We start from the raw sequence: 26054 nt of genomic DNA, 5'->3' as shown, positions 1-26054 counted from the left end.
AAAAATTTTCATTAAATTGATTACATGCAACAATCTTCAATATCTTATATCCTAAAACTATCTATTCCTATTTTCTTTGCAAATTTAGCAATTCCATTAGTTGGTATTATTGATACAGCTCTAATGGGAAATCTTGGAAATCTTTCTTATTTAACAGCAACATCAATTGCGGCAAATTTATTCTCTATGCTATTTTGGAGTTTTGGTTTTTTAAGAATGGGAACTGTGGGTATGGTTTCTCAAGCTTTGGGGCGGAATAGTTATCCAGAAATTTTGAATATAGTTTTAAGAAATTTATTGTTTGTACTGATAGTTTCAATCCTAATTTTTATATCTCAAATATTTATTCTTAATTTAAGCTTAAAAATTTTTAATTTATCCGAGTTAACTAAAGAATTTTATATTCAGTATTTTAAAATAAGAATTTACTCAGCACCTGGTGAGTTAACTTTGTATATTATCACAGGTTTATTTGTTGGTTTACAAAAAACTAAAATTTCTAGCTTAGTAGTGGGTTGTTTTTCTATTTTAAATATATTTTTAAGTATTCTTTTAGTTACAAAATTTGATTTAAATATTAAAGGAGTTGCATATGGCACTTTGTTTTCTGCATTAATTACATCTCTAATATTTTTGATTTATACTTTTAATTATCTAAACAAATTTACTGCTATTAAGATCAATTTAATAAACCTTTTTAATTTAAAAAAAATGAAAGATATTTTTAATATAAATTTTGATATCTTTATTAGAACCATTTTATTAACATTTTCTTTTTTATGGTTTACTTATTTAGGAACTCAAATAGGAGAAGATTATGTTGCAGCTAATGCTATTTTAATAAATTTAGTTTTCTTATCAGCATTTATATTAGATGCTTATGCATTTTCCACTGAAGGAATGGTTGGGTATTCCCTTGGAAAAAAAGATTTAAAGCTTTTTAAAACAATTATTAAAAATTCTTTTTTGTTAAGTTCGTTAACAGGTCTTTTAATTTCAATTATCTATTTTTTTATTAATGAAAATGTAATTAATCTTATGTCAGATATTGAAAATATCAGAAAGTTAAGTTCATCTTATGTAATTTGGTTAATCTTATTGCCCTTTATTGCATCTTTCTGTTATCAATTTGATGGTATTTTTATTGGATGTTCTCAAACAAAAGAGTTGAGAAATGCTATGATTTTTTCAGTATTTTGTTATTTATTAATTTCAATAACTTTAACAAAATATTTATTTAATACAGGCGTTTGGATTTCACTTTGTTTGTTTATGATATTAAGAGGATTATCATTATTCTACTATTTAGATAAAATTTATCAAAGATTTGACTCTAAAATTAACACTTAAATAATTGTGGTAAAAAAAAATATTAAAAATTGGGATAATAAAACTTGGCTTTCTTCAAAAAGATATATTCAATCTTTTAACAGATTTTTATTAAGACAAATCAAGTTAAATAGAAATTCTCAAATTTTAGATATTGGTTGTGGAAGAGGTAAAATATTAGGTTCTTTATCCACAAGATTAAAATTAAAAGATAGACCAACTGGAATTGATATAGAAAAACACATCGATAGAGATAAAAGAATTAAATTTAAAAAAACTGACGCTATTAATCATTTAAAACAAAGTAAAAAAAAGTTTGATCTAATATTAATTAAACAGACCATTCATTTTTTAAATTTTAAAGAAATTAAAAGACTAATTTCTCTTTGTTATTCCAAATTAAATCATGATGGAAAAATATTAATATTAACTTTAGAAACTTCAAGAAATGAAATACCAACTTTTTCGTTAATGAAAAAAAAACTAAGAGAATCAATCAAAAGAGATAAAAAAATAATTAGATTTATACGTCAGCAATATCCTCAAATTAAAAAAAGAGGTTTTTCATTTAGGGTAAAGATATTAAAAAATAAGTATAAAGAGATGATAAAAAATAGATATATATCAACGTTATTAAATTTTAGTGATAAAGAAATTTTAAATGGTATTGATGAAATTCACTCTAATTTTAAGAAAATGATAAGTTTTAATGACAAACTGATTTGTCTAATTCTAGAAAAGTAATTCTTTTAATTAAGGGGTCGCTCTTTTGTTCTCCATCCAAAAGAGCTCCCTTAATGTAGCCTTTTTGGCATTAAGTCCAATTGGACTTTAAGTTTTTTGTTTTTGTCTTTATGAAATTTTAAATTTGCCAGCTAAGTATCAGGTGGCGTTTTGTTCATTTAAAATACCTCCTTAATTACAAAGTTAATTATTTATAAAGTTGTATTCAATATGTTTATTTTATTTTATGTAAAATATATTTCTTGAATACAACTTAGTAGAGTTGTAGTATCTCGAAATCAAAAATAAACTTCACCAAACAATAAAAATTAATAATTTACATTAAGATTTAATATCTATATTGTTTAATTATGAAATACATAACTGGACTAATAAATTTAATTATAAGTTTAGTAGTATCCACAATAATTATTTATGGAATTAATATTATAGCTGGATTTGCTGGTGCTGATTATTCTTTTACACATGGAGAAACTTTTGTAATTTGGATATTAATGGCGATATTAGTCAATAATTGTTTTAATAAATAATTTTAAATATTAAATTTTCTTTTAAGGTGTTTAAGTTTTCCCTCAGTACTATCATAATCTATGTAACAACCCTGTAAAAAACGATTTCCTTCGTTAGCATTATATTCAGTTCTACCATGTAATAATCTATGATTATCCATCATTAATAAATCTCCAGGTTTTAACTTAAATTCAATTCTAAAATCATCAGAATTGTACATTTCAGATATTTTATTTCTTGCAGCATAATATAGTTCTAATTTTTCTTTTTCCATTAGTGGAACAAAATCTAATCTTGGACTAAATCTTACTTGTTTAAATCTATTATTTTCATCTAGTTGGATCATTTCTGCCCAATCTTCTAGAACAATGTTTTGATCAATGAATTGAAATCTAACTTTAATTTCAGTTAGAATTTTATAAAAATCAGGATGTTTCTTTTTTAATTCTTCAGTTACCTTTAAACCATCAACTAAAGTTGATAAGCCACCATTAACTTCATTTTCAATACAATGTAATATTTGAATACATGGAACTGGTTTTCTATATGGATTATCGGTATGTGGAGCTAGAGGCAATGATGTATAAGCAAGATCATTTGGATTAGGTATCGATTTTACATTAAAAAATTCTCCAAAATTTGTAGGTCTAATACTTCCGATTGAATTTGCAAAGTTAACTATAAAATTATCTTGAGTTGGAACACCTTCAAAAATTACAAATCCATATTTATAAAAATCTAATAAAGATTCATACATTTGCTTTTCTTCAAAAAAATTAGGAGAAAATTTAAATTTATTATTTATTTTAAAATTTGAGTCCCAGCTACTCTTGTTAATAAAATATAATTCGTTATCTTTTTCGAATTCTTTAAGAATATTTTCTATGATTAATTTGGCATGAGCACCATCTTTAAAAGTTACTTCAAGAAATTTTTCTGACATGTTTACCTTCGTGATTTCAGAATTACTTGAAAGCATTGTGGGATCAAATAATCTTTGTTGTGTTTTTTGATCTAAAAATTCTTCACTATTAACTCTTTCTCTTAGCCAGAAAGGGTGTATTTCTTTTCTTGAACCTTGTTTTTCAAAAAATACCTTATTTTCTGTTAGTTCAATTTTCATACAATACTGAGAGGATTATTCAAAATTTTACTTTAATCAATAGAAATTAAATAGTATTAGTCCCATGTGTCAAAATTAAATTCATCAGATTTTAAAAGATATTCTAGCTTTGTCGATAGCTTGGCTAAAAAACTCACTAGTTTTTATTACTCTAAATTGAATGGCACTTTTAAAATTTCGAATAAATTAAAAGGTAGGGGATATGATCCAGTTACCACCTCTGATAAAGCTTTTGAAAAGTTTATAAGAAAAGAAATCAAAAAAAAATTTCCTAATCATCAAGTAATAGGAGAAGAGTTTGGTCATAAAAAAACAAAAAGTGAATTTACTTGGGTAATTGATCCGATAGATGGAACAAGGTCTTATGTTATCGGAAATCCAACTTGGAGTAATTTAATATCATTAAATTATAAAGGTGTTCCAGTTGTTGGACTTGCAAATTACCCAGTTCTTAAAAAATATTATTATAATGCTTCAGATAAAATTGCTTATGCTGTAGATCAAGGAAAAAAAAGAAAAATAAAAGTTAATAAAAAAGTTACATTTAAAGATATCAAAATGTCAGCTGCCTTTCACGGAATGCTGTCTCTAAATAAGCAAAAGAAGATACCTAAAATTTTAAAATTGATGCAATTTCCTTGTGCTGATGCTTTAAGCTATTCTCACCTTGCAGAAGGTAAAGTTGATGTTGTTTTACAATGTGGGAACAAGATTTGGGATATTCATCCGTTAATACCAATTATTAAGGCAGCTGGAGGAATAGTTAGTACATGGAAAAATGTTGATGCTGTAAAAGCAGGAAATATTATTGCTTCTGCAAACAAAGGTATTCATAATAAAATCTTAAAAATTTTAAAACCAGCTAGTAAGTAGTCTTACCTAAAGTATTTAAAAGAATTACACCAATAATAATTAAAGCTATACCAATTATGCCATAAATATTTGGGATTTGATTGTATTTAAAAACTCCAAATAATGTTACAGCAGTTATTGTAAGCCCACCGTATGTTGCGTAAGTAAAACCAACAGGAATAATGTTCATTGCTTTGGATAAACAAAAAATACAAGCGACTATTGAAATTGCACAAAAAATAGTTGGCCCAAGGTTTGTAAATCCATTTGTTGATTTTAAAAAACCATTTGAAGTTATTCCAAGAATAATTGCTAAAAAAAGAAAAATATATCCTGATAGATTTGTCATATCTTAATTTGTTTTGCCTAGTAGATTGACTATTAATACTCCTGAAATAATCAGAGTTAACCCAATTATAGTATAAAGATCTGGCATTTGGTTAAATTTATATACACCTACAATTGTAGTAGCAATTATACAAAGACCTGCAAATGATGCGTAGGTAATACCAACAGGAATAGTTTTCATAACTATTGATAATGTAAACATACATCCAACTATTGTTATTGCTGTTAATAAGCTTGGCATTAATAAAGTAAAACCATTTGCACCTTTAGCAAAGCCATTTGCAGCAGTACCTAAAATAACCGCAAGTATAAGAACTATGTATGCAATTATATTACTCACGATTTAAAGATTATTCTTATTTAGTAATTTTATCTACAAATTTTTGCACTATTGGAGCTACAATTGTTGTTGCAACCATTGCAACTGGTAAGCTTACTGACCAAGCTTTAAGAAATCTTTTGTAATAAAGTTCATCATAACCCGTATTTATGTAAGTAATTATAAGTGTCATCAGCAAGCTCATGCCAAGACCCATAAAAAATATAAATAATAAGTTTGAATATTTTTTAGGAAACATTTATAGCCAGCTTGGTATTGGTAGACCTTTTTCTTGCAAAAAGGGTTTATTAAACATCTTTGAATTATATTTATCTGATTTATCACAAAGAATTGTAACGATCGTTTTACCTGGGCCAAGTTCTTTTCCAAGTCTAATTGCTCCTGCAATATTTACTCCACAACTAGTTCCTAGACTTAAACCTTCATTTTGAATTAAATCATAAAGTACTGGTAAAGACTCTTGATCGCTTATTGAAAAAGCTCCATCGATTTTAGCCTCTGCAAAATTTTTAGTAATTCTACTTGATCCAATACCTTCTGTGATTGATCCACCTTCAGCTTTTAGTTCTCCATTCACAATATGACTATATAAAGCTGATCCAGTTGGATCGGATAGATAAATCTTAATATCTTTATTTTTTTCTTTTAAGAATTTACTAACACCACCTATAGTTCCGCCTGTTCCAGATGCACAAACAAACCCATCAATTTTACCATCTGTTTGTTCCCAAATCTCAGGACCAGTAGTTTCGTAATGTCCTTTAGCGTTAGCTGTATTGTCAAATTGATTAGCCCAAACTACACCATTGTTGTTTGTATTTTTTAATTCTTCAGCAAGCCTTCCAGCAACTTTTACGTAGTTTCCATCATCTTTATATGGCTTTGGTGGAACTAATCTAAGATCTGCTCCAATATTTCTCAAAGTATCTTTCTTTTCTTGTGTTTGATTATCATTCATCACGATAATTGTTTTGTAACCAAGAGAATTTCCTAAAAGACATAATCCAATGCCAGTATTTCCTGCAGTGCCCTCAACAACAATACCACCTTCAGATATTAGTTTCTTTTCCTGTGCGTCTTTAATTAAAGCAAGTGCTGCTCTATCTTTTACTGATCCACCAGGGTTCAAATATTCAGCCTTACCATAAATGTTACATCCAGTAATTTCTGATGCTGCTTTTAATTTTATTAAGGGAGTGTTTCCAATTGAATCTATAAAATTATTTTTAATATTTTTCATTATTCTTTATCTTCATCTGTAACAGCATAAGGTTTAAATCCTTTAGTAGCATCTCCAACTCGTCTTGCGGGGATACCTGCCATAACAGATTTTTCAGGCACATCTTTTGTAACTACTGAGTTAGAGCCAATTAAAGAGTTTTTACCAATTGTGATTGGACCTAGTATTTGGGCACCTGATCCAACAACAACGTTATCTTCTAAAGTGGGATGCCTTTTCATATCTCTTTGATCGTTTGAATTTATACTAGGAGCAATTCCACCTAACGTAACATTATGATAAATTGTAACATTATTGCCTATTTCAGAAGTTTCACCAATGACAACACCCATACCATGGTCAATAAATAAATTTTTTCCAATCTTTGCTTTGGGATGGATTTCAATACCCGTTAAGAATCTAGAAGTTTGAGAAATAATTCTTGCAACTAGATCAAATTTTGCAATAGCAAAAAAATTTGCTATCTTATAAAAAAAAATAGCCTTCACACCTGGATAAGTTAAGATTAAACTTAATTTAGATTTTGCCGCAGGGTCTCGATCTATTATAGATTGTAAAAAATCATTCATATTATTAATTAACGTCTTTCTCGTGGTTGAAAAAAAAAGCTATATCTATTATATAATTACTAAATACGCAATTTAAAGAGGGTTGAAATGTACAAGAATACGAATTGTTTTCACTTGGCTATTCCTTGTGGAGATTTAGAAACTGCGAAAAAGTTTTATAGTGAGACTTTGGGTTGTAGACTGGATAACTCTGCTCAAGAATGGGCTGACGTTGATTTTTGGGGTAATGAATTAACTCTTCATGCAAGTGAGCATAAATTAGACAATGAAAGACACGATGTTGACATGGGTAACGTTTCTGTTCCTCATTTTGGAGTTCATCTTTCTAGAAAAGATTTTGATGCTCTTAAACAAAGATTAAAAGATAATGGAACAAAATATTACGATGAGCCTTATCTAAGATTTAAAGGCACAAAATATGAGCAGGAAACTTTCTTTGTTAAAGATCCTAACGAAAATATTTTAGAGATTAAGACATTAACAGCTAACCCAGAGTAATCTAAACCCAGAGTAATCTAAGTATAGGATGGAATACCTATTAATAGGATTTTTAACTAGTCTTAGCTTAATATTAGCCATAGGTGCACAAAATATCTTTGTAATAGAGCAGGGCTTAAAAAAACAACATATTTTTCTAGTTTGTTTTGTTTGTTCAATATCAGATTTAATCTTAATATTTTTAGGCATATTTCTTTTTCACTATTTCATTCAATACTTTAATCCAACTATAGAACTAATATTTAATATTCTTTTATTAATTTTCTTACTTCACTTTATTTATTCAAAAATTAAATCTTTTAATCTTAAAGTTAATTTCAATAATGAAATTCCAGATATTTCAAAATTTAATATCTTTATTAAAACTCTTGGTTTTACATATTTAAACCCACATGTTTATTCAGACACAGTATTTTTCTTAGGCAATTTTTCAAAAAATTTAATTTTTAATCAAAAGATATTATTTGGAGTAGGGGCTTCAATTGCATCTTTTGTTTTCTTTTTTTTAATAGGATATTTGTCCTCTTATTTTTCTAAATATGCTCAAAGTGACAAAGTATGGAAAGTAATAAATATATTTATTATCAGTTTTATGAGCTTAATAACAATTTATGTGCTAATGGATATTATTAATTAGAATATCCGTATTTTTTTAACCTTACATCACCAGTTCTTGCATGAGCTTCCATACCCTCGTATCTAGATATTCTAGCTGCCGCAGCTCCAACAAGCTCTGTAGACTCTTTAGTCATTCTTTGGAAACTTAAGGTTTTGATAAATTTTCCAACAAATAAACCACCTGTATATCTTCCTGCACCTTTAGTTGGTAAAATATGATTTGTTCCTGAACATTTATCTCCATATGCTACTGTTGTTTCTTCCCCTACAAACAAAGATCCATAATTAGTTAGTCTTTCATGGAACCATTTTAAATTTTCTGTTTGAACCTCTAAGTGTTCAGGAGCATATTCATCACTGATTTTAACCATCTCTTCATCAGTATCACAAAGAATTACTTCTCCATAATCTCTCCACGCAGCATCAGCATTTGTTCTTGGAACCTCAGGAAGTTCTGCAATTAACTCTGGAACTCTTTTCATTACTTTTTCAGCAAGTTCCTTGCTTGTTGTGTATAACCAGCAAGGAGAGTTATAACCATGTTCAGCTTGACCAACTAAATCAACAGCTACTATCTCAGGATCTGCTTTTGCATCAGCAATAATTCCAATTTCAGTTGGACCCGCAAATAAATCGATACCAACTTTTCCAAATAAAATTCTTTTTGCTTCAGCTACAAATTGATTTCCTGGACCAACAATAATGTCTGCTGGTGGATTTTTAAATAATCCATTAGTCATTGCAGCAATAGCAGGAACTCCACCTAAATTTAATATCACATCTGCACCACATAGATCAGCCGTATAAACAATTGTAGGATGAGCACCTACACCCTCTTTTGGAGGGCTGCATGCAATTATATTTTTTACACCTGCAACTTTTGCCGTTGTTACACTCATTACTGCAGAAGCTATGTGAGCATATCTTCCACCGGGGATATAACAACCAGCAGTGTTTACCGGTACTAATTTTTGACCAGCATATAAACCATCCGATAATTCTACTTCAAAATTTTGACCATAGTTTTTTAATTGTGCTTCAGCAAATTTTCTTACTCGATCATAAGAAAATTGAATATCATCTTTAGTTTTTTGATCTAAATTTTTTTTAATTTCATCAATTCTTTCTTTTGATACAACAATCTCACCATCATATTTATCAAATTTCTTTGTAAGCTCTATGCATCCTTGCTCTTTAGTTTTTTCTATGTCTTTTAATAAATCTTGAACAATACCAGTTGTTTTTGTGTCATCTGTTGATGATGTTTTAGGTGATTTCTTTAGGTATGTGATTGCCATTATATTTTATTTAAATTGTTGTGTTATTTAAGACAATTTTAATTTTATTTCAATCAAACAATTAATCTAATGCAACAACTGCAGCAGCAATTGAAGCTAATCTTGCTTGAGCTTCATCAGAACGACTTGTAATTACAACTGGTACTTTTCCTCCAACAACAACACCAGCGGCACAAGCACCACAAAAATAAATCAACATTTTTACTAATCCATTCCCTGTTTCTACACTTGGGACCAATAAAACATCAGCCATTCCAGCAACTTCATTTTTTATTCCTTTTATAGCTGCAGACTTTTTAGAAATACTATTATCAAATGCTAAAGGGCCAAAAACATCTGCATTTAAATTTTCTTGTTTTGCTAATTTTGTAATTTCCTCAGCTTCTTTAGAACTTGGCACACTATCTAAAACTTCTTCGGTGGCTGAGAGTACTGCTATTTTTGGTCTTTCTATTCCAATTCTATTAGAAAAGTTAATTACATTTTTTAAAATATGCATTTTTGTTTTCACATTTGGTAAAACATTTAATGCTCCATCAGTAATGATAAGAGGTTTATCTTCTTTATCTAAAGTCATATGCCAAATATGACTTAATCTAGTTTTTCCAAGTAAGTTATATTCTCTTTTTAAAACTTCTTTCATTAGAACATCTGTATGAATATGTCCTTTAACAATAATTCTAATTTTTTCTTCACTAGCAAGTTTAGCAGCAATTGCTGCAGTATTATTTTCTACAGGCTCATGAATAATTTCATATTTTGAAATATCCCATTTTAAATCATCAGCACATTTTAAAATCTCTTTTTCATCACCAATAAAAATTGGCTCTATCAAGCTTTCATTTACTGCATCTTGAACTGATAACATCGGTAGAGGTTTCCCAGCATTGACAATACCTGCTTTAACACCTTTTTTCTTATGAGCTACATTAAGTAAATTATTAGGAACAACAATTTCTTTATTTGAAAGCATATTTAACTTTTAAGTATCTCCAAATCTTTTTTAATTATATCTGATATTTTAATCTCTTTTTTTAAATTAACTTTAAATCTTTTATATTTATTTTGGCCAGGATACATTATTTCTTTTATTCCTTTAATTTTTGGTAATCTTTTAATTCTACTAATATTATCTTTAATTCGTTTGCCATAATCATTTACAAATAAATTTGTTTTAAATGTGATAAATAAATGTCCAATATTTTGTGGACCTGAGAAATCATCAAAAGGATCTTTTACTCTTCCAGCGTGATTTCCACCAGTCAATACTCCACTTAAAATATCAACCATCCACGCTAGACCTGATCCTCTAAAACCTGCTATAGGTAATTGGACACCTTGAAGTGCTTTTTTTGCATCTGTAGTAGGTTTGCCAAATTTATCTAGGGCAACTCCAAGAGGTATTTTTTGATTATTTCTAGCCGCAACTCTAATCTTTCCTCTATTGATCATTGAAATAGATGTATCTAAAATAAAAGGTATTTTTGATCCAGTTGGTGTTCCAAAACAAATTGGATTTGTTCCAAACAAGCTTTTTAAAGCTCCATGAGGAGCAACTGCAGGAGGGGCATTAGTGTAAATCATAGTTACTAAATTTTTTTTTACGGCTTGCTCTGCGTAATATCCTGACAGACCATAATGACCACTATTTTTAACAGCTACTAATCCAATACCAGTTTTTTTTGCATTCAAAATTGCTTTTTTAATAGCAATATCTGCAGCTACAAATCCAATGCTATCATCAGCATCAATGTGTGAAATTGATTGAGATATTCTTTTTATTTTTATTTTAGGTTTTGGATTAATTACTTTTTTTGAAATTCGATCACAATACATTTTTAGACGTGATAAACCATGCCCGTATGCGCCCACTAATTCAGCATTAATTAGAGCATTAGCTGAGATTGTAGCATGGTCGTTATTTAGACCATATTTTTTAAAAATTTTAATAACTTCTTTTTTAAGATTTTGAGTTTCCAAATTATCCTTTTCCACGCCAAGGAATTGTCTTATCAATTATTTTTCTTAAAGTTACATCAAACAATAGACCAAGCATTCCCATTATAAATATTGTTATCCAGATAACTTCATATTGGAAATATTTTTTAGCAACATTTTCAACAAAGCCTATACCAGTTGTTCCTGCTAAAAATTCAGCTGCAACTAGTGTTCCCCAACACATACCTACAGCGACTCTAATTCCTGTTAAAATTTCAGGAAGGGAGTTGGGAAAAATTACATATCTTAATATTTGTTTTTTCGATGCTCCCAAAGAGTGAGCTGCATGAATTTTAGATAATTGAGTTCCTGAAGCGCCAGCTCTGGCTGAAATAATCATAATAGATAAAGAGACCATAAATAATAAGAAAACTTTTCCTGTATTATCAATTCCAAGAACAGAAATAATAAGTGGTGCCCAAGCTAAAGGAGGAACTGGTCTATATAGTTCTATTAAAGGATCAAAAAAGCCTTTGGCAAATCTATTTAAACCCATGAATAAACCTAAAGGCACACCTATAAGTATTCCAAAAACTAATCCTAAAAATACTCTCATGAAAGAATCCCAAATATGACCATATGGAACTGGGACTTTAAATAAATCGAAGTCACCAGTGACAACTTTTAAAACATAACCTTTAAAGTTTTGTTTCACTATTCCATCTTTAGTATGAACAGGATATTCACCTGGAAGAATATCTGCTATCCAATCAGGTAAAATAAAACCAATCATTTTACTGACATCAACCATGTCTATCCATAAAAGAGGGATATCTTTATAACCAACACTTGGCTTTAACATTAGAGCAAATTTATTAAAAGTATCAGATGGTTTTGGAAGCCATCTACCTGAACCTTGTTCAGAACAACTTGGGCCACTTGCAACAATTGTACCTGCTGGAAATAAAAATATATCAATAAACCTTAATCCACCTTGAGCTTCATTTTGTGCAACATCAAATTTAATTATTGCATTTTGCATTTTATCCAATGCATTAGGAGGATAGATGCTTGCAAATTCAATTCTTCTTGCAATTTTTACAATATTTTTTGCATAGTTTGATGACAAGTCTTCGCTATCTAAATCTTTTCTGTAAGCTTTAATTTCTTCTTTTAGTGATTTGATTTGATCTTTAAATTCAGGATTATGATTTCTTAATTTGAAAAATTCATCACTTATTAAATTCAATTCTTGTGCAGCAGCATGAAATTTTAAACCTCTGTCTGTTGCAGGGATTAGTGGTACTTCTATTGTATTTTCTATAGATCCAGTTCCTGCACTTACTTTAACTATACCCCAACCACCTTCTTCACTAACAGCTTTTTGTCTTTCGTTGTACTCTTGCTCTGTTTCAAATGGATAGTCAGGTTTTTGGAAATTTTCAGTTAAGAGATTTATCTTACCAGTAATTTCATCTATCTTTTGTTTAGTTTCTATTTCAAGTAAATCTTCATTAGTTAGCAATGGTATTAATTGATTAGTTTTATTTATAAAACTGGCAAGAATTGTTTTTTGTTGATCATTTAATTCATTAGAACTTTGGATTTCTTCTAAAATGAGTTGAAGGTTTTTATTCTCCTTTTTTATTTGAGCAGTACTTTTAAATTCTCTTTCTTCAATAGGAAATTGGTATTTTAATCCTAATAAAGAGTCGTTTACTTTTCCTACTTGGCAAAGCTCATTAGCAGATTTTGGATAAAAGCTTTTTGCAATATCCCATGAATAATAAAGCCATACTAAAAGAAGAAAGCTACTTCCAACTATAACCCAATGTGTGCCACCTCTTGCTCTTTCAGGGTTTCCAAATACTGCATCAACCTTTTCAGTTCTTATTAATCTTCTCCCATAAAGGATACATCCAATGACAGCAAAAAAAATTAGAAAAGTTACTATTTGAGTTAACATTAATTTTCTTTCCCCATAATTTCCTCTTCCATATTCCAAATCATCTCAAGGATTTCCTCTCGTTTTGCAGAAAATTCTTTATTCTTTTTTATTTCTCTTAAATCTTCCTTAAGTCCCATTGAAGCAAATGGTAGATTGTATTCTTTATGTATTCTTCCAGGTCTTGGTGCCATTACGTATAATCTTTCACCAAGTAATAAAGCTTCTTCAACTGAGTGAGTAATCAAAATTATTGTTTTACCAGTTTCTTTCCAAATTTTTAAAACTAGAGACTGCATTTTTTCTCTTGTTAAAGCATCAAGTGCTCCTAATGGTTCATCCATTAAAATTAAATCTGGATCATTAATCAAACATCTTGCAAGAGCTACCCTTTGCTGCATCCCGCCAGATAATTGATAAGTTGGTGTATTACCAAATCCTTTTAGACCAACAATCTCTAACCATTCATCAACTTTTTTTTGTGTTTCAATTGGATCCTCTTTTTTCATTCTTAATCCAAAATTGACATTTTCAGCAACTGTTAACCATTCAAACAAAGCTCCTTGTTGAAAAACCATTCCTCTTTCAACACCAGGTCCATCTATTTCTTTATCATTTAAAGTTATAGTTCCAGATGTTGGTCTGATAAAACCTGCAGTAATATTTAGTAGAGTAGTTTTTCCACAACCTGAAGGACCAAGAACGGTTAGAAGTTCACCTTTTTTAAGTGTAAAATTTAAATCTTTTAAAGCATGAACAGTTTCTCCTTTTGGAGTTTTAAAAACCATATTTAGATTTTGAGAAACTAAATCGCTCATAAAAAAACTTTATATTAGAATTTTTAATAAAAAAATAGGCACCAATTTAATTAAAATTGGCGCCTACTTAAATTTTTATCTACCTTTAGATTACAAAGGTAAGAAACTAGTGTCTACGTTTCCTCTTGGTGTTCCCATTCCTTTTAAGAATGCATCAAGATTTCCACTCTCCATAGATTGTTTTGTTTCTTCTGGAGTTAGGAATTTAAATCCACCTAAAGTTTCTTTCATGTCTCCAACTTTCATTTCAGAAGCTTTTGCCATTACATTCATATCGCTTTTTCCAGCTCTATATCTTGCATTAGCTTCATGAGTTACTTCAATAAAAGTTCTTAACATGCCAGGATTTTCCTTCATGAACTTAGTAGTCACTGAAGTGATATCTATTCCTAAGATACCAGCATCTCTAGCTTCTTGAACTGTAAGTAATCTAGATCCAACTGCAGTTGCAGCTTTAATAGAGTTACCACCAAATAAACATGCCATTACAACATCACCACTTACTAAAGCAGCAGCTCCTTCTTCAGGATCCATTTGAATGATGTCCATTTTTTTTCTATCAGCTCCAACAACTTTCATACTTTCGTCGAAAACATACTCAGCCATTGTTCCTAGTGGAACAGCAACTTTTTTACCTTCTAATTCAGTTGCGTTTGCTTTTGTAATACCAGAAGCGTTAGATGTTACACAAGTTGTACCACCCATTCCATATTCCATTGCAATATCAACAAGTTTGATAGGTGCTTTAGATTTTACAGCGTTAATAAAAGGAACTAAACCTTGAGAGTAAGATATATCAATATCTCCTGCTAACATAGCATCAGTCATTGCTCCACCGTTAGTGAAGTTTGTCCATTTAACTGGAACTCCTAATGCTTTAGCGAAGTTTTTTTTCATCATGTCTTCAAGATTTGGACTTGGCCATTCTAAAAAGTAAGCAACTCTAACTTCATTAGCAGCTGAATTAGCAACTGAAACTGAAAGATTAAGAGCTACAAAACATCCAAGAATAAAACTAATTATTTTTTTCATTTATTCCTCTTCGTTGATTATTTATATGTTCTAAGTTTAAGATTAATTTGGTGTAGTTGTAAAACAAAAAAATGTTCAATTTAGATACAACTACTAGTTGTGATATTATTTTGGTGGTTTAATGGTCTTAATTAGTCTAAAGATTCTTAAATCTTAAATTATTTAAAAATTAAAAAACATGAGCTCAGAAAAAAGAACTTCAGTACCAAATTCATTAAATGAACATTGGATGCCATTTACATCCAATAAAGACTTTAAAGAAAATCCAAGATTAATAGTAGAGGCAAAAGGCGTCTATTTAAAAAATCACCAAGGTCAAACACAAATTGATGCAAGCTCAGGATTATTCTGTAATCCGTTAGGACATGGTCGACAGGAAATAATAGAAGCTATTAGTAATCAATTGAAAACTTTAGATTATTGTCAACCTTTCCAACAAGGATATGGTGGGTCGTTCGAATTAGCTACAAGAATATCAAAACATACACCGGGAAACTTAAATAGAATTTTTTATACTATTTGTGGGTCAACTGCTGTTGAAACAGCAATTAAAATTTCGATTGCATATCATAGAGCAAGAGGAGACAGCCAAAGATTTAGATTTGTAGGAAGAGAACGTGGTTATCATGGAATGAATATTGGAGCTACTTCAGTAGGCGGTATGGTTAATAATGTTAAAACGTTTGCAAGTGTTTTAATGCCGGGTGTAGTTCACATGAGACATACTCATTTACCTGAGCATAAGTTTGTTAGTGGTCAACCTGAAACAGGTGTGGAACTTGCAGATGATTTAGAGAGAATTTGTACAAATTTTGGTGCAGAAAATATTGCTGCATGTATTGTTGAGCCTATAGCTGGATCAACTGGAACTTTAGTTCCACCAAAAGGATATTTACAAAAATTAAGAGAAATTTGTGACAAACATGGAATACTTTTAATCTTTGATGAAGTTATTACTGGATGGGGAAGAACAGGTTCACCTTTTGCTTCACAAGAATATGGAGTAACTCCAGATTTAATGACGATGGCAAAAGCTACAACAAATGGAATTAGTCCTTTAGGTGTTGTTGCGTGTAAGGAAGAAATTTATGATGCTGTAATGGATGGAGCACCAAAAGGAACAATAGAACTATTCCATGGTTACACTTATTCAGGAATTCCTATTTCAGTTGCTGCAGGTTTAGCTGTTCAAGATATTTTCGAAAAAGATGATATTTTCAACAGAGCAAAAGATTTAGCGCCATATTTCCAAAAGGGATTGATGTCTTTAAAAGATATTGATGTGGTTGATAATATCCGAGGTTATGGAATGATGGGTGGAATTGATATTAAGATGGATAAAAAACCAGGTGTGGCTGGATTTACTTGTTTTAAACATTGCTATGAAGCTGGCGTTAATTTTAAAGCTACAGGTGATTGTTTAATAATTGCACCAATGTTTATTTGTGAGAAAAAACATATAGATGAAATTATTGAAAAACTTCGAACAGGAATAACTAACTACGCAAAAAGTAAAAAGAACTAAGTTTCAATAATGATTATTGGCGTACCAAAGGAAATAAAACCTCAAGAGAATCGAATTGGTTTAACACCAGAAAGTGTAAAGACACTTATTTCTGAAGGTCATGAAGTTTTAGTTGAAAACAACGGTGGTTTTGAAGCTGGTTTTGAAAATGATCAATATACAAATGCTGGAGCAAAAATTGTCAATAAAGCTTCTGACATTTTCAATGATGCGGAAATAATTGTTAAAGTTAAAGAGCCTCAAAAAGTTGAAGTAGACATGATTAGAGAAAATCAAATTGTTTATACTTATCTTCATTTAGCTGCTGCAAAAGAACTTACAGAGGGATTAATCAAATCAAAAAGTATTAACATTGCCTATGAAACAGTCACCGATGATAATGGTAGACTTCCTTTGCTTGCACCAATGAGTGCTGTTGCAGGCCGTATGTCTGTTCAAGCAGGAGCACACTGTTTAGAAAAAAATCAAAAGGGCAGAGGTCTTTTATTAGGTGGTGCACCAGGTGTTACTGGTGGAACAGTGGTAATTTTAGGTGGTGGAGTTGTAGGAGAAAATGCTGCAGTTATTGCAACGGGAATGCAAGCTAAAGTTCATATTGTAGATAAATCTGAAGCAAGATTAAAACAATTAGTTGAGATGTTTGGTGATAAAATTATCCCAGAACAGAGTGATAAAATAGATTTAAATAAATTAGCTGCTGAGGCAGATTTATTAGTTGGTGGAGTTTTAATACCGGGTGCAGAAGCGCCAAAACTAATAACTAAAGATATGTTAAAATTAATGAAAAGAGGATCGGTAATTGTTGATGTTGCAATTGATCAAGGAGGATGCGTTGAAACAAGCAAACCAACTACTCATGGTGATCCAACATATATAGTAGATGACGTTGTACATTACTGTGTAGCAAATATGCCTGGTGGAGTTCCAAGAACTTCTACATTAGCTTTAAATAAAGCGACGTTGCCTTTTTTAGTAAAACTTGCAAATAAAGGTTATCAAAAAGCTTTAGGGGAAGATAAAAACTTTTTAGCAGGACTCAATGTTCATAAAGGCCATGTGACTTATAAAGCTGTTGCAGATGTTTTTGGACATGAATATGTTAACCCAGGAGATGCAATCAAAAATTAATTAAATGGAAAAGAAACTTCCAAATAGCACAAAAGTTGTTGTTATAGGAGGTGGGGTAGTAGGTTGTTCTGTTGCTTATCATTTAGCAAAATTTGGTTGGAAAGATACAATTCTTTTAGAAAGAGATCAGTTAACTTCAGGAACAACGTGGCATGCAGCAGGACTTGTGAGTCAATTAGGTCCAACAGCAGCAATAACAAAAATTAGAAAATATACTTTAGATTTATATAAAAAACTTGAAAAGGAAGTTGATCACTCTGCAGGTTTAAGATTAAACGGTGCTCTTTCAATCGCACAAAATAAAGGAAGATGGCAAGAACTTCAAAGACAAGCAACCACTGCACAACTTTATGATGTTGATGTAAGAATTTTAGATAAAAATCAAATCAAAAAAGATTATCCAATAATTAATACAGATGAAGTCATTGGTGGAATTTTAATGCCAGGCGATGGAGCAGCTGATCCTTCAGGTGTTACTCATATGCTTGCTAAAGGTGCAAGAATGGAAGGTGCACAAATTTTTGAAAAATCACCAGTAGAAGAAATTTTAACTAAAGACGGAAAAATTTCAGGAGTAAAAGTTAATGGGCAAAAAATTGATTGTGAATATATTGTTTTAGCTTCAGGAATGTGGTCTAGACAAATTGGAGATAAAGTTGGCGTAAGTATTCCACTTTATCCAGCAGAACATTTTTATATTATTACTGAGCCTATAGAAAATTTATCTAAAACATTACCGGTTATAAGAGATTTTGATAACAGCACTTATATTAAAGAAGATGCTGGTAAAATTTTAGTAGGTATTTTTGAGGGAAAATCTATTCCAGCATTTGATAAAACAAGTTTAGTACCAGAAGATTTTTCTTTTGGAGAATTTCCTGAAAATTTTGAACATTTTGAACCTTATCTTGCATCTGCAATTAAAAGGTTTCCAGTCTTAGAAAAAGCAGGAATAAGAAAATTTTTTGCAGGACCAGAATCTTTTACACCTGACACTAATACTTTATTAGGTGAGGTGCCAGAGATTAAAAATTTCTTTGTATGCTGTGGTTTAAACAGTATTGGAATTGGAAGTGGAGGAGGTGTTGGAAAAGTTACAGCTGAATGGTTAATGACAGGTCATATTAATCAAGACATATTCAGTTATGATATTAAAAGATTTCAAAAATTTCATTCAGATTTAGGCTTTATTAAAAAAAGAATTACAGAAACCCTAGGAGATTTGTATGGAATGCATTGGCCGTTTAAACAACACAAAACTTCAAGAAATATAAAGACACTTCCTTATCATGATAATTTAAAAAGCTTTGGCGCATGTTTTGGTGTTTCAGCTGGTTATGAAAGACCCATGTGGTTTGCACTAGATGGTGAAAAATCTGAATATGAATACAGTTATAATTATCAAAACTGGTATCCATCAGCTGAATATGAGACTAATAATACCATTAAAAATGTTGGTTTATTTGACTTAACGCCATTTTCAAAGTTTGAGATTAAATCTGAAAAAGCCCATCAAGAATTACAAAGAATTTGTACTGCTAATATCAAAAATGAGATTGGCAAATGTACATATACTCATATGTTAAATAGCGATGGTGGGATAGAGACTGATTTAACAGTTGTTTGCATTGATAAAGATCACTTTAGAATAATTAGTTCTGCAGCAACAAGAGAAAGGGATAAATTTCATATAAATAAACACCTTTCAAAAGGCATAGAATTAAATGATGTAACAGATGATTATTGTGTATTTGGGTTATTTGGTCCAAAAAGTAGAGATCTAATCAAATCTATTTCTAGAGATAATTTTGACAATGATAATTTTAAGTTTGGCACAGCAAAAAATATAACTATTGAAGGAATTAAAATATGGGCTCAGAGATTGTCATATGTGGGTGAATTAGGTTTTGAATTATATGTAAAATTTGATGATGCTAAAAAAATATATGAATTACTGATTGAAAAAGGCAAAGATTTTAATCTTTCAAATTGTGGTATGCATGCGATGGATATTATGCGTATGGAAAGTGGTTTTTTACATTGGGGACATGATATTTCACCTGAAGAAAACCAATATCAAGCAGGTTTATCATTTACAATTAGCAATAAGAAAGAGGTAGATTTCATTGGCAAACAAGCATTAGAGAAGATTAAAAAAGAGAAAATTAAAAGTAGATTTGCCATGTTTATTTTAAAAGATAGTAAGCCAGGCGAACCTTTATTGCTTCATGATGAGCCAATTTATTTAGATGATAAAATTATAGGAAGATCTACCTCTGGAAATTATTCGTTTAATTTTAAGAAAAACTTAACTTTTGGATACATCAATAATGATTTTTCTAATGAAGAACTTCAAAATAAAGATCTATTTATTGAGGTAGAAAAAAAGAAGTATAAAATTCAGATAATCAACAAACCTTTAAAACAAACAAATTTTAAAAATAATTAAGTTCTTTTTCTTAAGAAAATTACAAAAAGAACTGATGTTGTCATCATGATTAAAGCATATGCTGCAGTAGGCACCATATAAGTCATATCTTGACCAAATAATTGAATTCCCACAAAAACAGCTAAAGTTCCGTTTTGCAAACCACACTCAAGAGATATGCATCTTTGTTGCGCAACACCTGTTGCAAAAATTTTAGCAACATAAAAACCTATAATCATCATTACTACATTTAATGTTAGTGCAATAGTACCAGCAGTTTTTAGGAACATGATAATGCTATCCCACTCTTCAATATAGATAGCTACAAAAACAATTATAAATAATACAATAGATGATTTTTCAATTATATTCATATTTCTCATTATAAAATCATCAGCAAATCTTCTTATTAACATTCCAATTATTACAGGAACAGTTACTACACCAAACATTTTTAGTGAAATCCCAATCATTGAAATTTCTTTTCTCACGTAATCAATATCAAATAAATCAATTGATAAAAAAACTACAAAGGGAACAGAAATAATACTTATCAAACTTGTAACAGCAGTTAGTGATATTGAAAGTGCAACATCACCATCAGCAAACTTAGTTAAAACATTTGAGGTTACTCCGCCAGGAGCTGCAGCAATTAACATAACTCCCAAAGCAAGTTCAATGGGTGTTTTTAAAATTATAATTAGTAAGTATCCAACAATTGGAAGAACAATTAATTGACAAACTAATCCAACTAAAAATTCTTTTGGTTTTTTTACAACTCTTGCAAAGTCATTAACTGTTAAAGATGCACCCAAACCCAACATTATTAATGCTAGTGCAAATGGTGCAATTGTTGTCACTATTCCCATAGACCTCTCTCTGAAAATATTATTTGAAACTTAATTTAATATAGATTTATGAAAATACAAGGAGATTCAAAACTTTACGAATAAACTTGGCTTTTTGTTTAAATGATTCTTTCTGGTATGGAACAATTTTTTCATGATTTAATTTTGTTAAAACATATTGTTTTTTTTCATTTGTCTTAATTAGATCATGTTTAATTAAATATTTACATTTTCTAATTACCGTTGCTCTTGGAATATTAGTCATATCTGAAATTGACATTGCACTGATACCTGTAGATGAACCAATTTTACCTAAAGTAATTTCATTAAAAGTCATATAACTTGGTTGAAGAGTATGAATATTTTCACTATCAAAATTTTTTTTAAAATTGAAAGCTTGGTTCATAGTAAGTGTTCCCCAAATATGGAATGTAGTTAAATCATCAAAAATATAATTATAACCAATAATTAATGGAATTTGCATTCGGTAAAACCAATCCCAACATAATGTAAAATTTTTTTTAATTACATTTTCAATTTGTTTTGGATCAAGTTTTTTTGAATAAATCTTATTTTTATTCAACTCTTGTGAAACTAAATGAATATATTTTGAGGTAAACTTAATTTGATTTTGAGGTTTTATAAAACCAAAAGCTTTTCTATCTATAATAATTTTTTTTTTACTTCGACTAATAACTCCATCTTTCTCAAGTTCTAAAACTTTTCTTCTTACCGTTTCTTTTGGTAATTTTAATTTTTCACAAAGTTCAGTAATGCTAAATTTTTCAATTTGAAGATATGATTTTGAATAATATTCATCATAAGAATATTGAATATTCATTTGATTGTAAAATTGCATAGTTTTTTCAACTAAAGATATAACGATCATATATTTGTAATGATCATTGAAAGCCCAATAAACACTATTGATCCAATTCCATTGATGAGAAATCCAATCTTTTCCTAATCCAGCGTAATTTTCCATTAAACAATTATAGACTTGTTCGTCCGAAAGGGTTTTTGATAAGTCTATTTGTTGTAAGCTCATAATTTAAAAAAGGGTAGTAAAAACCCAATCTGGACAGTTGTCAATTTAATACTGACCCACTTTGAACTGGTCTTAAATTGAGCCAACTGGTTAATCATGGTTAACTTTTGATATGAATAATAAGGGCTTTACAGATACTGATGCTATCATCGAGACCCCAAATGATGAAAGCAACACTGAAAAGCCTTTAAAATCTAAAAAAATTACATCAGGTAGAGTGGACATTAACGTTTTAAAATCCAAACTTCAGGAGTCCGAAAGTAAAGAATTCAAAAAAAATGTTTTCATACTCTCATCTCTGATTTTGGGTTTGGGTGTTCTTGGAGTTTACCTATCTCTGTAAGAAATTTGCAAAAGATATAAATTCGTGCTTTAATTGAATTATGAGAAATGCGGAAACTAACATCAAAAACAAAATAATTTCCAGATACTTAGAAAAAGATCAAGTAAAGACTCAAACTAAAAGCAGTGATATTAACGTTTTACTAAATAGAATTGAACTAAATAAAAAAAGTGAAAGCAGAAAAAAATTATATTTTTCAGCAGCAGCATCTACAGGTTTAATTTTATTTGGATTGATGATCTTTTAAGAAAATTTACAAAATTTACCTAAAATTAACACTTATTGCTTAATTAATAAATATTGAATCAAAATATTAAACTATTATAAATCTTCTCAAATAAGGCGGGGTAGCTCAGTTGGTTAGAGCGCGGGACTCATAAGCCCGAGGTCAGTGGTTCGATCCCACTTCCCGCTACCACATATTCTTATTTGATATGAAAAGTCAAGATATTACAGCAATAATAACATCCTTTCATAGTAAAGAAAAAATATTTAATTGTTTAAACTCCATAGGTGAAAGTATTAAAGTTGTCGTTATTGAAAATTCAAACGATCAATTGTTAAAAAAAGAAATTTCATCAAAATATAACAATGTTGATTGTATTTTATCTAAAGAAAACTTGGGTTATGGAGCGGGAAATAATTTGGGTTTATCTAAAGTAGATACAAATTATGCTTTGATAATTAACCCTGATGTAATCTTGAAAAAAGATACTTTAGATAAATTTTTTTTAGCAATAAAAAAGGTAGAAAATTTTGGAATAATTGCTCCTTTATCTAAAAGTGAAAAATATAAAAATTTTAATATAGACAACGACAGCAGTATTAAAGAAGTTGAAAATGTAAAAGGTTTTGCAATGTTTTTAAATATGAAAAATTTGAAAAAAGTAAATTTTTTTGATGAGAATTTTTTTCTCTATTTTGAAGAAATTGATCTATGTAAAAGATTGAGAAATCAAAATATTAAAATATATATCGATCCATCAATAGAAGTAAGTCATTTAGGAGGTGCCTCACATGATATCCAAATCAATAAACCGATGGAACTTTCTAGAAATTGGCATTGGATGTGGTCAACATTTTATTATCATAAGAAACATTTTGGGTACATTCAAGCTTTTATTAGAATTTTACCAAAGTTAATTTCATCAACTCTAAAATTTGTTATTTATATGGTGATTTTTAATAAGTTTAAAAGTGATATTTATAAACACAGAATTTTAGGAATTATTAACTCTGTTTTATTAAAAAAATCATGGTATAGACCTAAAGTTTAAATTGATAATATTGAATTTATAATGTCAAAAAAATATCGAATTTTAATAACAGGTGTTGCAGGTTTTTTAGGCTCACATTTATCAGAAAAATTAATTGAACAAGGACATTCTATTGTTGGAATAGATAATATGATTGGTGGATATAAGGACAATGTACTAGATAAAGTAGAATTTTATAATGTTGATTGTTGTGATTTCGCCAAAATAAAAAAGATTATGAAAAATATTGATGTAGTTTATCATTGTGCAGCAACTGCTCATGAAGGATTATCAGTTTTTTCTCCTTACGAAATTACAAGAAATAATTATTTAGCTTCAGTATCAATTTTTTCTGCTGCAATTAACGAAAAAGTAAAAAGAATAATATTTTGTTCTTCAATGGCACGATATGGTGATCAGCAAACTCCCTTCACTGAAGAAATGAAACCTAAACCTGTTGATCCATATGGTATTTCAAAAGTTGCGGCTGAAGATGTTTTAATTAATCTCTGCGAACTAAATAATGTAGAATGGGTAATAGCTGTCCCACATAACATTATAGGTCCTAGGCAAATTTATAGTGACCCATATAGAAATGTAGTTTCAATTTTTATTAATAGAATGATGCAAGGAAAAGCACCAATTGTTTATGGAGATGGGGAACAAAAAAGATGTTTTTCTTATATAGATGACTGTTTGTCATGCATGATACCAATGCTAGATCAAAAAAATCTTAATAAACAAATTATAAACATTGGGCCTGATGAAGAGTTTGTTACCGTTAATAAAGTTGTCGAAATTTGTTCAAATATTACTGGCTCAAATCTTGAGGCTATTCACAAAGAAGATAGACCAAGAGAGGTAAAACATGCAACTTGTTCAGCAGATAAAGCCAGAAAATTGCTAAATTATAAGACAAAAATTAGCTTAGAAGAGGGGATAAAGAAAACTTATGATTATATTAAAAAAAGGGGAACACAAGATTTTAATTATAGATTATCTATCGAGATAGATAACGAATTAACACCAACAACATGGAAAAACAAAGAAATCTAAATTTTTTTTTTTAGATTATCTACAGATATTACTCTTAAATATTCCTTGTAATTATTAAAATAATCTTCGAACTTTAATTGATTGATAGGTTTATCAATTTCTAAAACTGATGAGTTTTTTTTCTTTTGAATAACACCGATACCTTGATCCATTTCACAAGTAAAAATTTCTAAATTTTCATCTTGTCTTAAATCTACAATTGCTTTCCAAACATCTCCATTCCAAAGCATTCTATATCTTGGAACAGCTTGTTTACTTAAGTTATCTGGCATACAGTCGTGCACCAAGATAATTCCATTATTATTTAAACAGTTAACTGAATTTAATATATCTTTTTTAACCTGTTCATAAGTATGTAAGCCATCAATAAAAACAATGTCAAATTTTCTATTATTATCCTTAAAAAAATCATCGCTAGTTTTTCTAACATTGCCTCCACTTACAGGATCAACACCTGTCTTATTCTGAATTTGAACTTTTGAAAATAATTGATCTTGGTCACATCCTATTTCTAAGTAGTCAGAATACTTATACTTATCAATCAAATATTTGACCAAATCCCATCGATAATAGTTGGAAGGAAAATTTAATTGCAATTTACCTTTAAAATTTTCAATAAAAGTTTCATAATAAATTTTTTTAAATATTTTGGTAAATTTATTTAATTTTTCCATTTTAAAATTTAATGTCCAGGAAAATCAATTAAGTTTTCAACTTTATAGCCTTTTTTAATTAAATTTTCTGTACCATTTAAATCAAATAAATTAATAACAAAAATGAAAGCAGCAACTTTACCATTTGAAATTTCAACAAGTTTTGCAGCTGCTTCAGCTGTACCTCCAGTTGCGATTAAATCATCAATAATCAGTACCGAGTCATTTTCATTTATCGAGTCTTTATGAACCTCAATTGTTGCAGTTCCATACTCCAATTCAAAATCAACTGAATGAACTTCAGCTGGTAATTTGTTTTTCTTTCTAAGCATAACAAAAGGTTTTTTTAGTATATAGGAAACTGCCGCAGCAAATACAAAACCTCTAGATTCAACTGCTGCAATTTTATTAAATTCTATTTTTTTTGATCTCTCTACTATTTGATCAATAGTTTCATTAAATGCGCTTGAGTCTTTAATTAGAGTTGTAATATCTCTAAACAAAATCCCCTTTTTTGGATAATCAGGTATTGATCTAATAAATTCTTTAAGATTCATTATTGTTGAG

The 26054-nt window shown here is 29.5% G+C and carries 29 protein-coding genes and 1 tRNA gene; 14 read left to right on the top strand and 16 right to left on the bottom strand.

Annotated elements, in window-relative coordinates; translation table 11 throughout:
• Positions 1-24: 24 nt before the first annotated feature.
• From ACTTAV_RS05565 to ACTTAV_RS05555, 3 genes are all read left to right on the top strand, one after another.
• Entirely contained in the window at positions 25-1350 is a 1326-nt protein-coding gene (locus ACTTAV_RS05565) for an MATE family efflux transporter (RefSeq protein WP_440670779.1), read from the top strand.
• A gap of 6 nt (positions 1351-1356) precedes the next feature.
• Positions 1357-2073 (top strand): class I SAM-dependent methyltransferase, encoded by a 717-nt coding sequence (locus ACTTAV_RS05560; RefSeq protein ID WP_440670778.1) that lies wholly within the window; start codon positions 1357-1359, stop codon positions 2071-2073.
• 350 nt (positions 2074-2423) lie between these two features.
• Positions 2424-2603 (top strand): hypothetical protein, encoded by a 180-nt coding sequence (locus tag ACTTAV_RS05555; RefSeq protein WP_440670776.1) that lies wholly within the window; start codon positions 2424-2426, stop codon positions 2601-2603.
• A 2-nt stretch (positions 2604-2605) separates the two neighbouring features.
• Here the strand turns inward: ACTTAV_RS05555 and ACTTAV_RS05550 are convergent, their stop codons facing one another.
• Positions 2606-3706, bottom strand: coding sequence for a TauD/TfdA family dioxygenase (locus tag ACTTAV_RS05550; protein ID WP_440670774.1), 1101 nt, complete (start codon positions 3704-3706; stop codon positions 2606-2608).
• Between the two features lie 66 nt (positions 3707-3772).
• Here ACTTAV_RS05550 and ACTTAV_RS05545 point away from each other — a divergent pair, with 66 nt between their 5' ends.
• A complete protein-coding gene (locus tag ACTTAV_RS05545; protein WP_440670772.1) occupies positions 3773-4579 on the top strand; it encodes an inositol monophosphatase family protein in 807 nt (268 codons plus the stop codon).
• Here ACTTAV_RS05545 and ACTTAV_RS05540 read toward each other — a convergent pair.
• The 5 genes from ACTTAV_RS05540 to epsC are packed head-to-tail and all read right to left on the bottom strand — an operon-like array spanning position 4569 to position 7055.
• The gene (locus ACTTAV_RS05540) at positions 4569-4907 is read right to left on the bottom strand and encodes a DMT family transporter (protein WP_440670771.1); all 339 of its coding nucleotides are present in this window, start codon (positions 4905-4907) and stop codon (positions 4569-4571) included. The genes ACTTAV_RS05545 and ACTTAV_RS05540 overlap by 11 nt on opposite strands.
• 3 nt (positions 4908-4910) lie before the next feature.
• Positions 4911-5246: a DMT family transporter gene (locus ACTTAV_RS05535; protein ID WP_440670769.1), complete on the bottom strand. Its 336-nt coding sequence runs from the start codon at positions 5244-5246 to the stop codon at positions 4911-4913.
• Positions 5247-5262: 16 nt separating this feature from the next.
• Positions 5263-5484 (bottom strand): DUF2798 domain-containing protein, encoded by a 222-nt coding sequence (locus tag ACTTAV_RS05530; protein WP_440670768.1) that lies wholly within the window; start codon positions 5482-5484, stop codon positions 5263-5265.
• Positions 5485-6486 (bottom strand): cysteine synthase A, encoded by a 1002-nt coding sequence (locus ACTTAV_RS05525; protein ID WP_440670767.1) that lies wholly within the window; start codon positions 6484-6486, stop codon positions 5485-5487. It abuts the gene before it with no gap.
• The gene (epsC, locus tag ACTTAV_RS05520) at positions 6486-7055 is read right to left on the bottom strand and encodes a serine O-acetyltransferase EpsC (RefSeq protein WP_440670766.1); all 570 of its coding nucleotides are present in this window, start codon (positions 7053-7055) and stop codon (positions 6486-6488) included. The genes ACTTAV_RS05525 and epsC overlap by 1 nt, the downstream gene beginning before the upstream one ends.
• A gap of 87 nt (positions 7056-7142) precedes the next feature.
• Here epsC and ACTTAV_RS05515 point away from each other — a divergent pair, with 87 nt between their 5' ends.
• Positions 7143-7553, top strand: a complete 411-nt coding sequence (locus tag ACTTAV_RS05515) for a VOC family protein (RefSeq protein ID WP_440670764.1) — start codon at positions 7143-7145, stop codon at positions 7551-7553.
• A gap of 28 nt (positions 7554-7581) precedes the next feature.
• Positions 7582-8190: a LysE/ArgO family amino acid transporter gene (locus ACTTAV_RS05510; RefSeq protein ID WP_440670762.1), complete on the top strand. Its 609-nt coding sequence runs from the start codon at positions 7582-7584 to the stop codon at positions 8188-8190.
• On the opposite strand, the gene hisD is transcribed toward ACTTAV_RS05510, so the two are convergent.
• From hisD to ACTTAV_RS05480, 6 genes are all read right to left on the bottom strand, one after another.
• Entirely contained in the window at positions 8183-9469 is a 1287-nt protein-coding gene (hisD, locus tag ACTTAV_RS05505; protein ID WP_440670760.1) for a histidinol dehydrogenase, read from the bottom strand. The two genes, ACTTAV_RS05510 and hisD, sit on opposite strands and share 8 nt — an antisense overlap.
• Before the next feature lie 61 nt (positions 9470-9530).
• Positions 9531-10442 carry a bifunctional enoyl-CoA hydratase/phosphate acetyltransferase gene (locus ACTTAV_RS05500; RefSeq protein ID WP_440670759.1) on the bottom strand — a complete coding sequence of 304 codons (912 nt, stop codon included), beginning with the start codon at positions 10440-10442 and terminating at the stop codon, positions 9531-9533.
• A gap of 2 nt (positions 10443-10444) precedes the next feature.
• Positions 10445-11464 carry an Ldh family oxidoreductase gene (locus ACTTAV_RS05495; protein WP_440670757.1) on the bottom strand — a complete coding sequence of 340 codons (1020 nt, stop codon included), beginning with the start codon at positions 11462-11464 and terminating at the stop codon, positions 10445-10447.
• Complete coding sequence (locus tag ACTTAV_RS05490) at positions 11451-13373, bottom strand: ABC transporter permease subunit (RefSeq protein ID WP_440670756.1); 1923 nt, start codon at positions 13371-13373, stop codon at positions 11451-11453. Before ACTTAV_RS05490 ends, ACTTAV_RS05495 begins: the two co-directional genes overlap by 14 nt.
• Complete coding sequence (locus ACTTAV_RS05485) at positions 13373-14170, bottom strand: taurine ABC transporter ATP-binding protein (RefSeq protein WP_440670754.1); 798 nt, start codon at positions 14168-14170, stop codon at positions 13373-13375. Before ACTTAV_RS05485 ends, ACTTAV_RS05490 begins: the two co-directional genes overlap by 1 nt.
• Positions 14171-14260: 90 nt before the next feature.
• Complete coding sequence (locus ACTTAV_RS05480; RefSeq protein ID WP_440670752.1) at positions 14261-15202, bottom strand: ABC transporter substrate-binding protein; 942 nt, start codon at positions 15200-15202, stop codon at positions 14261-14263.
• Positions 15203-15380: 178 nt separating this feature from the next.
• Between ACTTAV_RS05480 and ACTTAV_RS05475 the strand changes: the two genes are divergently transcribed.
• The 3 genes from ACTTAV_RS05475 to ACTTAV_RS05465 are packed head-to-tail and all read left to right on the top strand — an operon-like array spanning position 15381 to position 20304.
• Positions 15381-16727 (top strand): aspartate aminotransferase family protein, encoded by a 1347-nt coding sequence (locus ACTTAV_RS05475; protein ID WP_440670750.1) that lies wholly within the window; start codon positions 15381-15383, stop codon positions 16725-16727.
• Positions 16728-16736: 9 nt separating this feature from the next.
• A complete protein-coding gene (gene ald, locus ACTTAV_RS05470; RefSeq protein ID WP_440670748.1) occupies positions 16737-17855 on the top strand; it encodes an alanine dehydrogenase in 1119 nt (372 codons plus the stop codon).
• 4 nt (positions 17856-17859) lie between these two features.
• Positions 17860-20304: a GcvT family protein gene (locus ACTTAV_RS05465; protein WP_440670746.1), complete on the top strand. Its 2445-nt coding sequence runs from the start codon at positions 17860-17862 to the stop codon at positions 20302-20304.
• On the opposite strand, the gene ACTTAV_RS05460 is transcribed toward ACTTAV_RS05465, so the two are convergent.
• Both ACTTAV_RS05460 and ACTTAV_RS05455 read right to left on the bottom strand, forming a co-directional pair.
• Positions 20301-21152 (bottom strand): bile acid:sodium symporter family protein, encoded by an 852-nt coding sequence (locus tag ACTTAV_RS05460; RefSeq protein WP_440670744.1) that lies wholly within the window; start codon positions 21150-21152, stop codon positions 20301-20303. The genes ACTTAV_RS05465 and ACTTAV_RS05460 overlap by 4 nt on opposite strands.
• Positions 21153-21198: 46 nt before the next feature.
• Positions 21199-22179 carry a hypothetical protein gene (locus tag ACTTAV_RS05455; RefSeq protein WP_440670741.1) on the bottom strand — a complete coding sequence of 327 codons (981 nt, stop codon included), beginning with the start codon at positions 22177-22179 and terminating at the stop codon, positions 21199-21201.
• A 112-nt stretch (positions 22180-22291) separates the two neighbouring features.
• Here ACTTAV_RS05455 and ACTTAV_RS05450 point away from each other — a divergent pair, with 112 nt between their 5' ends.
• The 5 genes from ACTTAV_RS05450 (at position 22292) to ACTTAV_RS05430 (ending at position 24834) form a co-directional block, all read left to right on the top strand.
• Positions 22292-22522, top strand: a complete 231-nt coding sequence (locus ACTTAV_RS05450; RefSeq protein ID WP_440670739.1) for a hypothetical protein — start codon at positions 22292-22294, stop codon at positions 22520-22522.
• A 40-nt stretch (positions 22523-22562) separates the two neighbouring features.
• On the top strand, positions 22563-22769 hold the full coding sequence (locus ACTTAV_RS05445; protein WP_440670738.1) for a hypothetical protein: 207 nt from the start codon (positions 22563-22565) through the stop codon (positions 22767-22769).
• A 94-nt stretch (positions 22770-22863) separates the two neighbouring features.
• Positions 22864-22940: transfer RNA gene (locus ACTTAV_RS05440), tRNA-Met, on the top strand.
• A 16-nt stretch (positions 22941-22956) separates the two neighbouring features.
• Positions 22957-23799: a glycosyltransferase family 2 protein gene (locus ACTTAV_RS05435; RefSeq protein WP_440670736.1), complete on the top strand. Its 843-nt coding sequence runs from the start codon at positions 22957-22959 to the stop codon at positions 23797-23799.
• A 21-nt stretch (positions 23800-23820) separates the two neighbouring features.
• Positions 23821-24834 carry an NAD-dependent epimerase/dehydratase family protein gene (locus tag ACTTAV_RS05430; RefSeq protein ID WP_440670734.1) on the top strand — a complete coding sequence of 338 codons (1014 nt, stop codon included), beginning with the start codon at positions 23821-23823 and terminating at the stop codon, positions 24832-24834.
• Here ACTTAV_RS05430 and ACTTAV_RS05425 read toward each other — a convergent pair.
• Complete coding sequence (locus ACTTAV_RS05425) at positions 24831-25508, bottom strand: class I SAM-dependent methyltransferase (RefSeq protein WP_440670732.1); 678 nt, start codon at positions 25506-25508, stop codon at positions 24831-24833. The two genes, ACTTAV_RS05430 and ACTTAV_RS05425, sit on opposite strands and share 4 nt — an antisense overlap.
• Positions 25509-25516: 8 nt before the next feature.
• Positions 25517-26044: an adenine phosphoribosyltransferase gene (locus tag ACTTAV_RS05420; protein ID WP_440670730.1), complete on the bottom strand. Its 528-nt coding sequence runs from the start codon at positions 26042-26044 to the stop codon at positions 25517-25519.
• Positions 26045-26054: the final 10 nt, after the last annotated feature.

It is taken from the genome of Candidatus Pelagibacter sp. HIMB1483, assembly GCF_052048135.1.
In the GTDB taxonomy this organism is placed as follows: Bacteria; Pseudomonadota; Alphaproteobacteria; order Pelagibacterales; family Pelagibacteraceae; genus Pelagibacter.
This window is presented reverse-complemented; position numbering and strand designations above follow the sequence as displayed.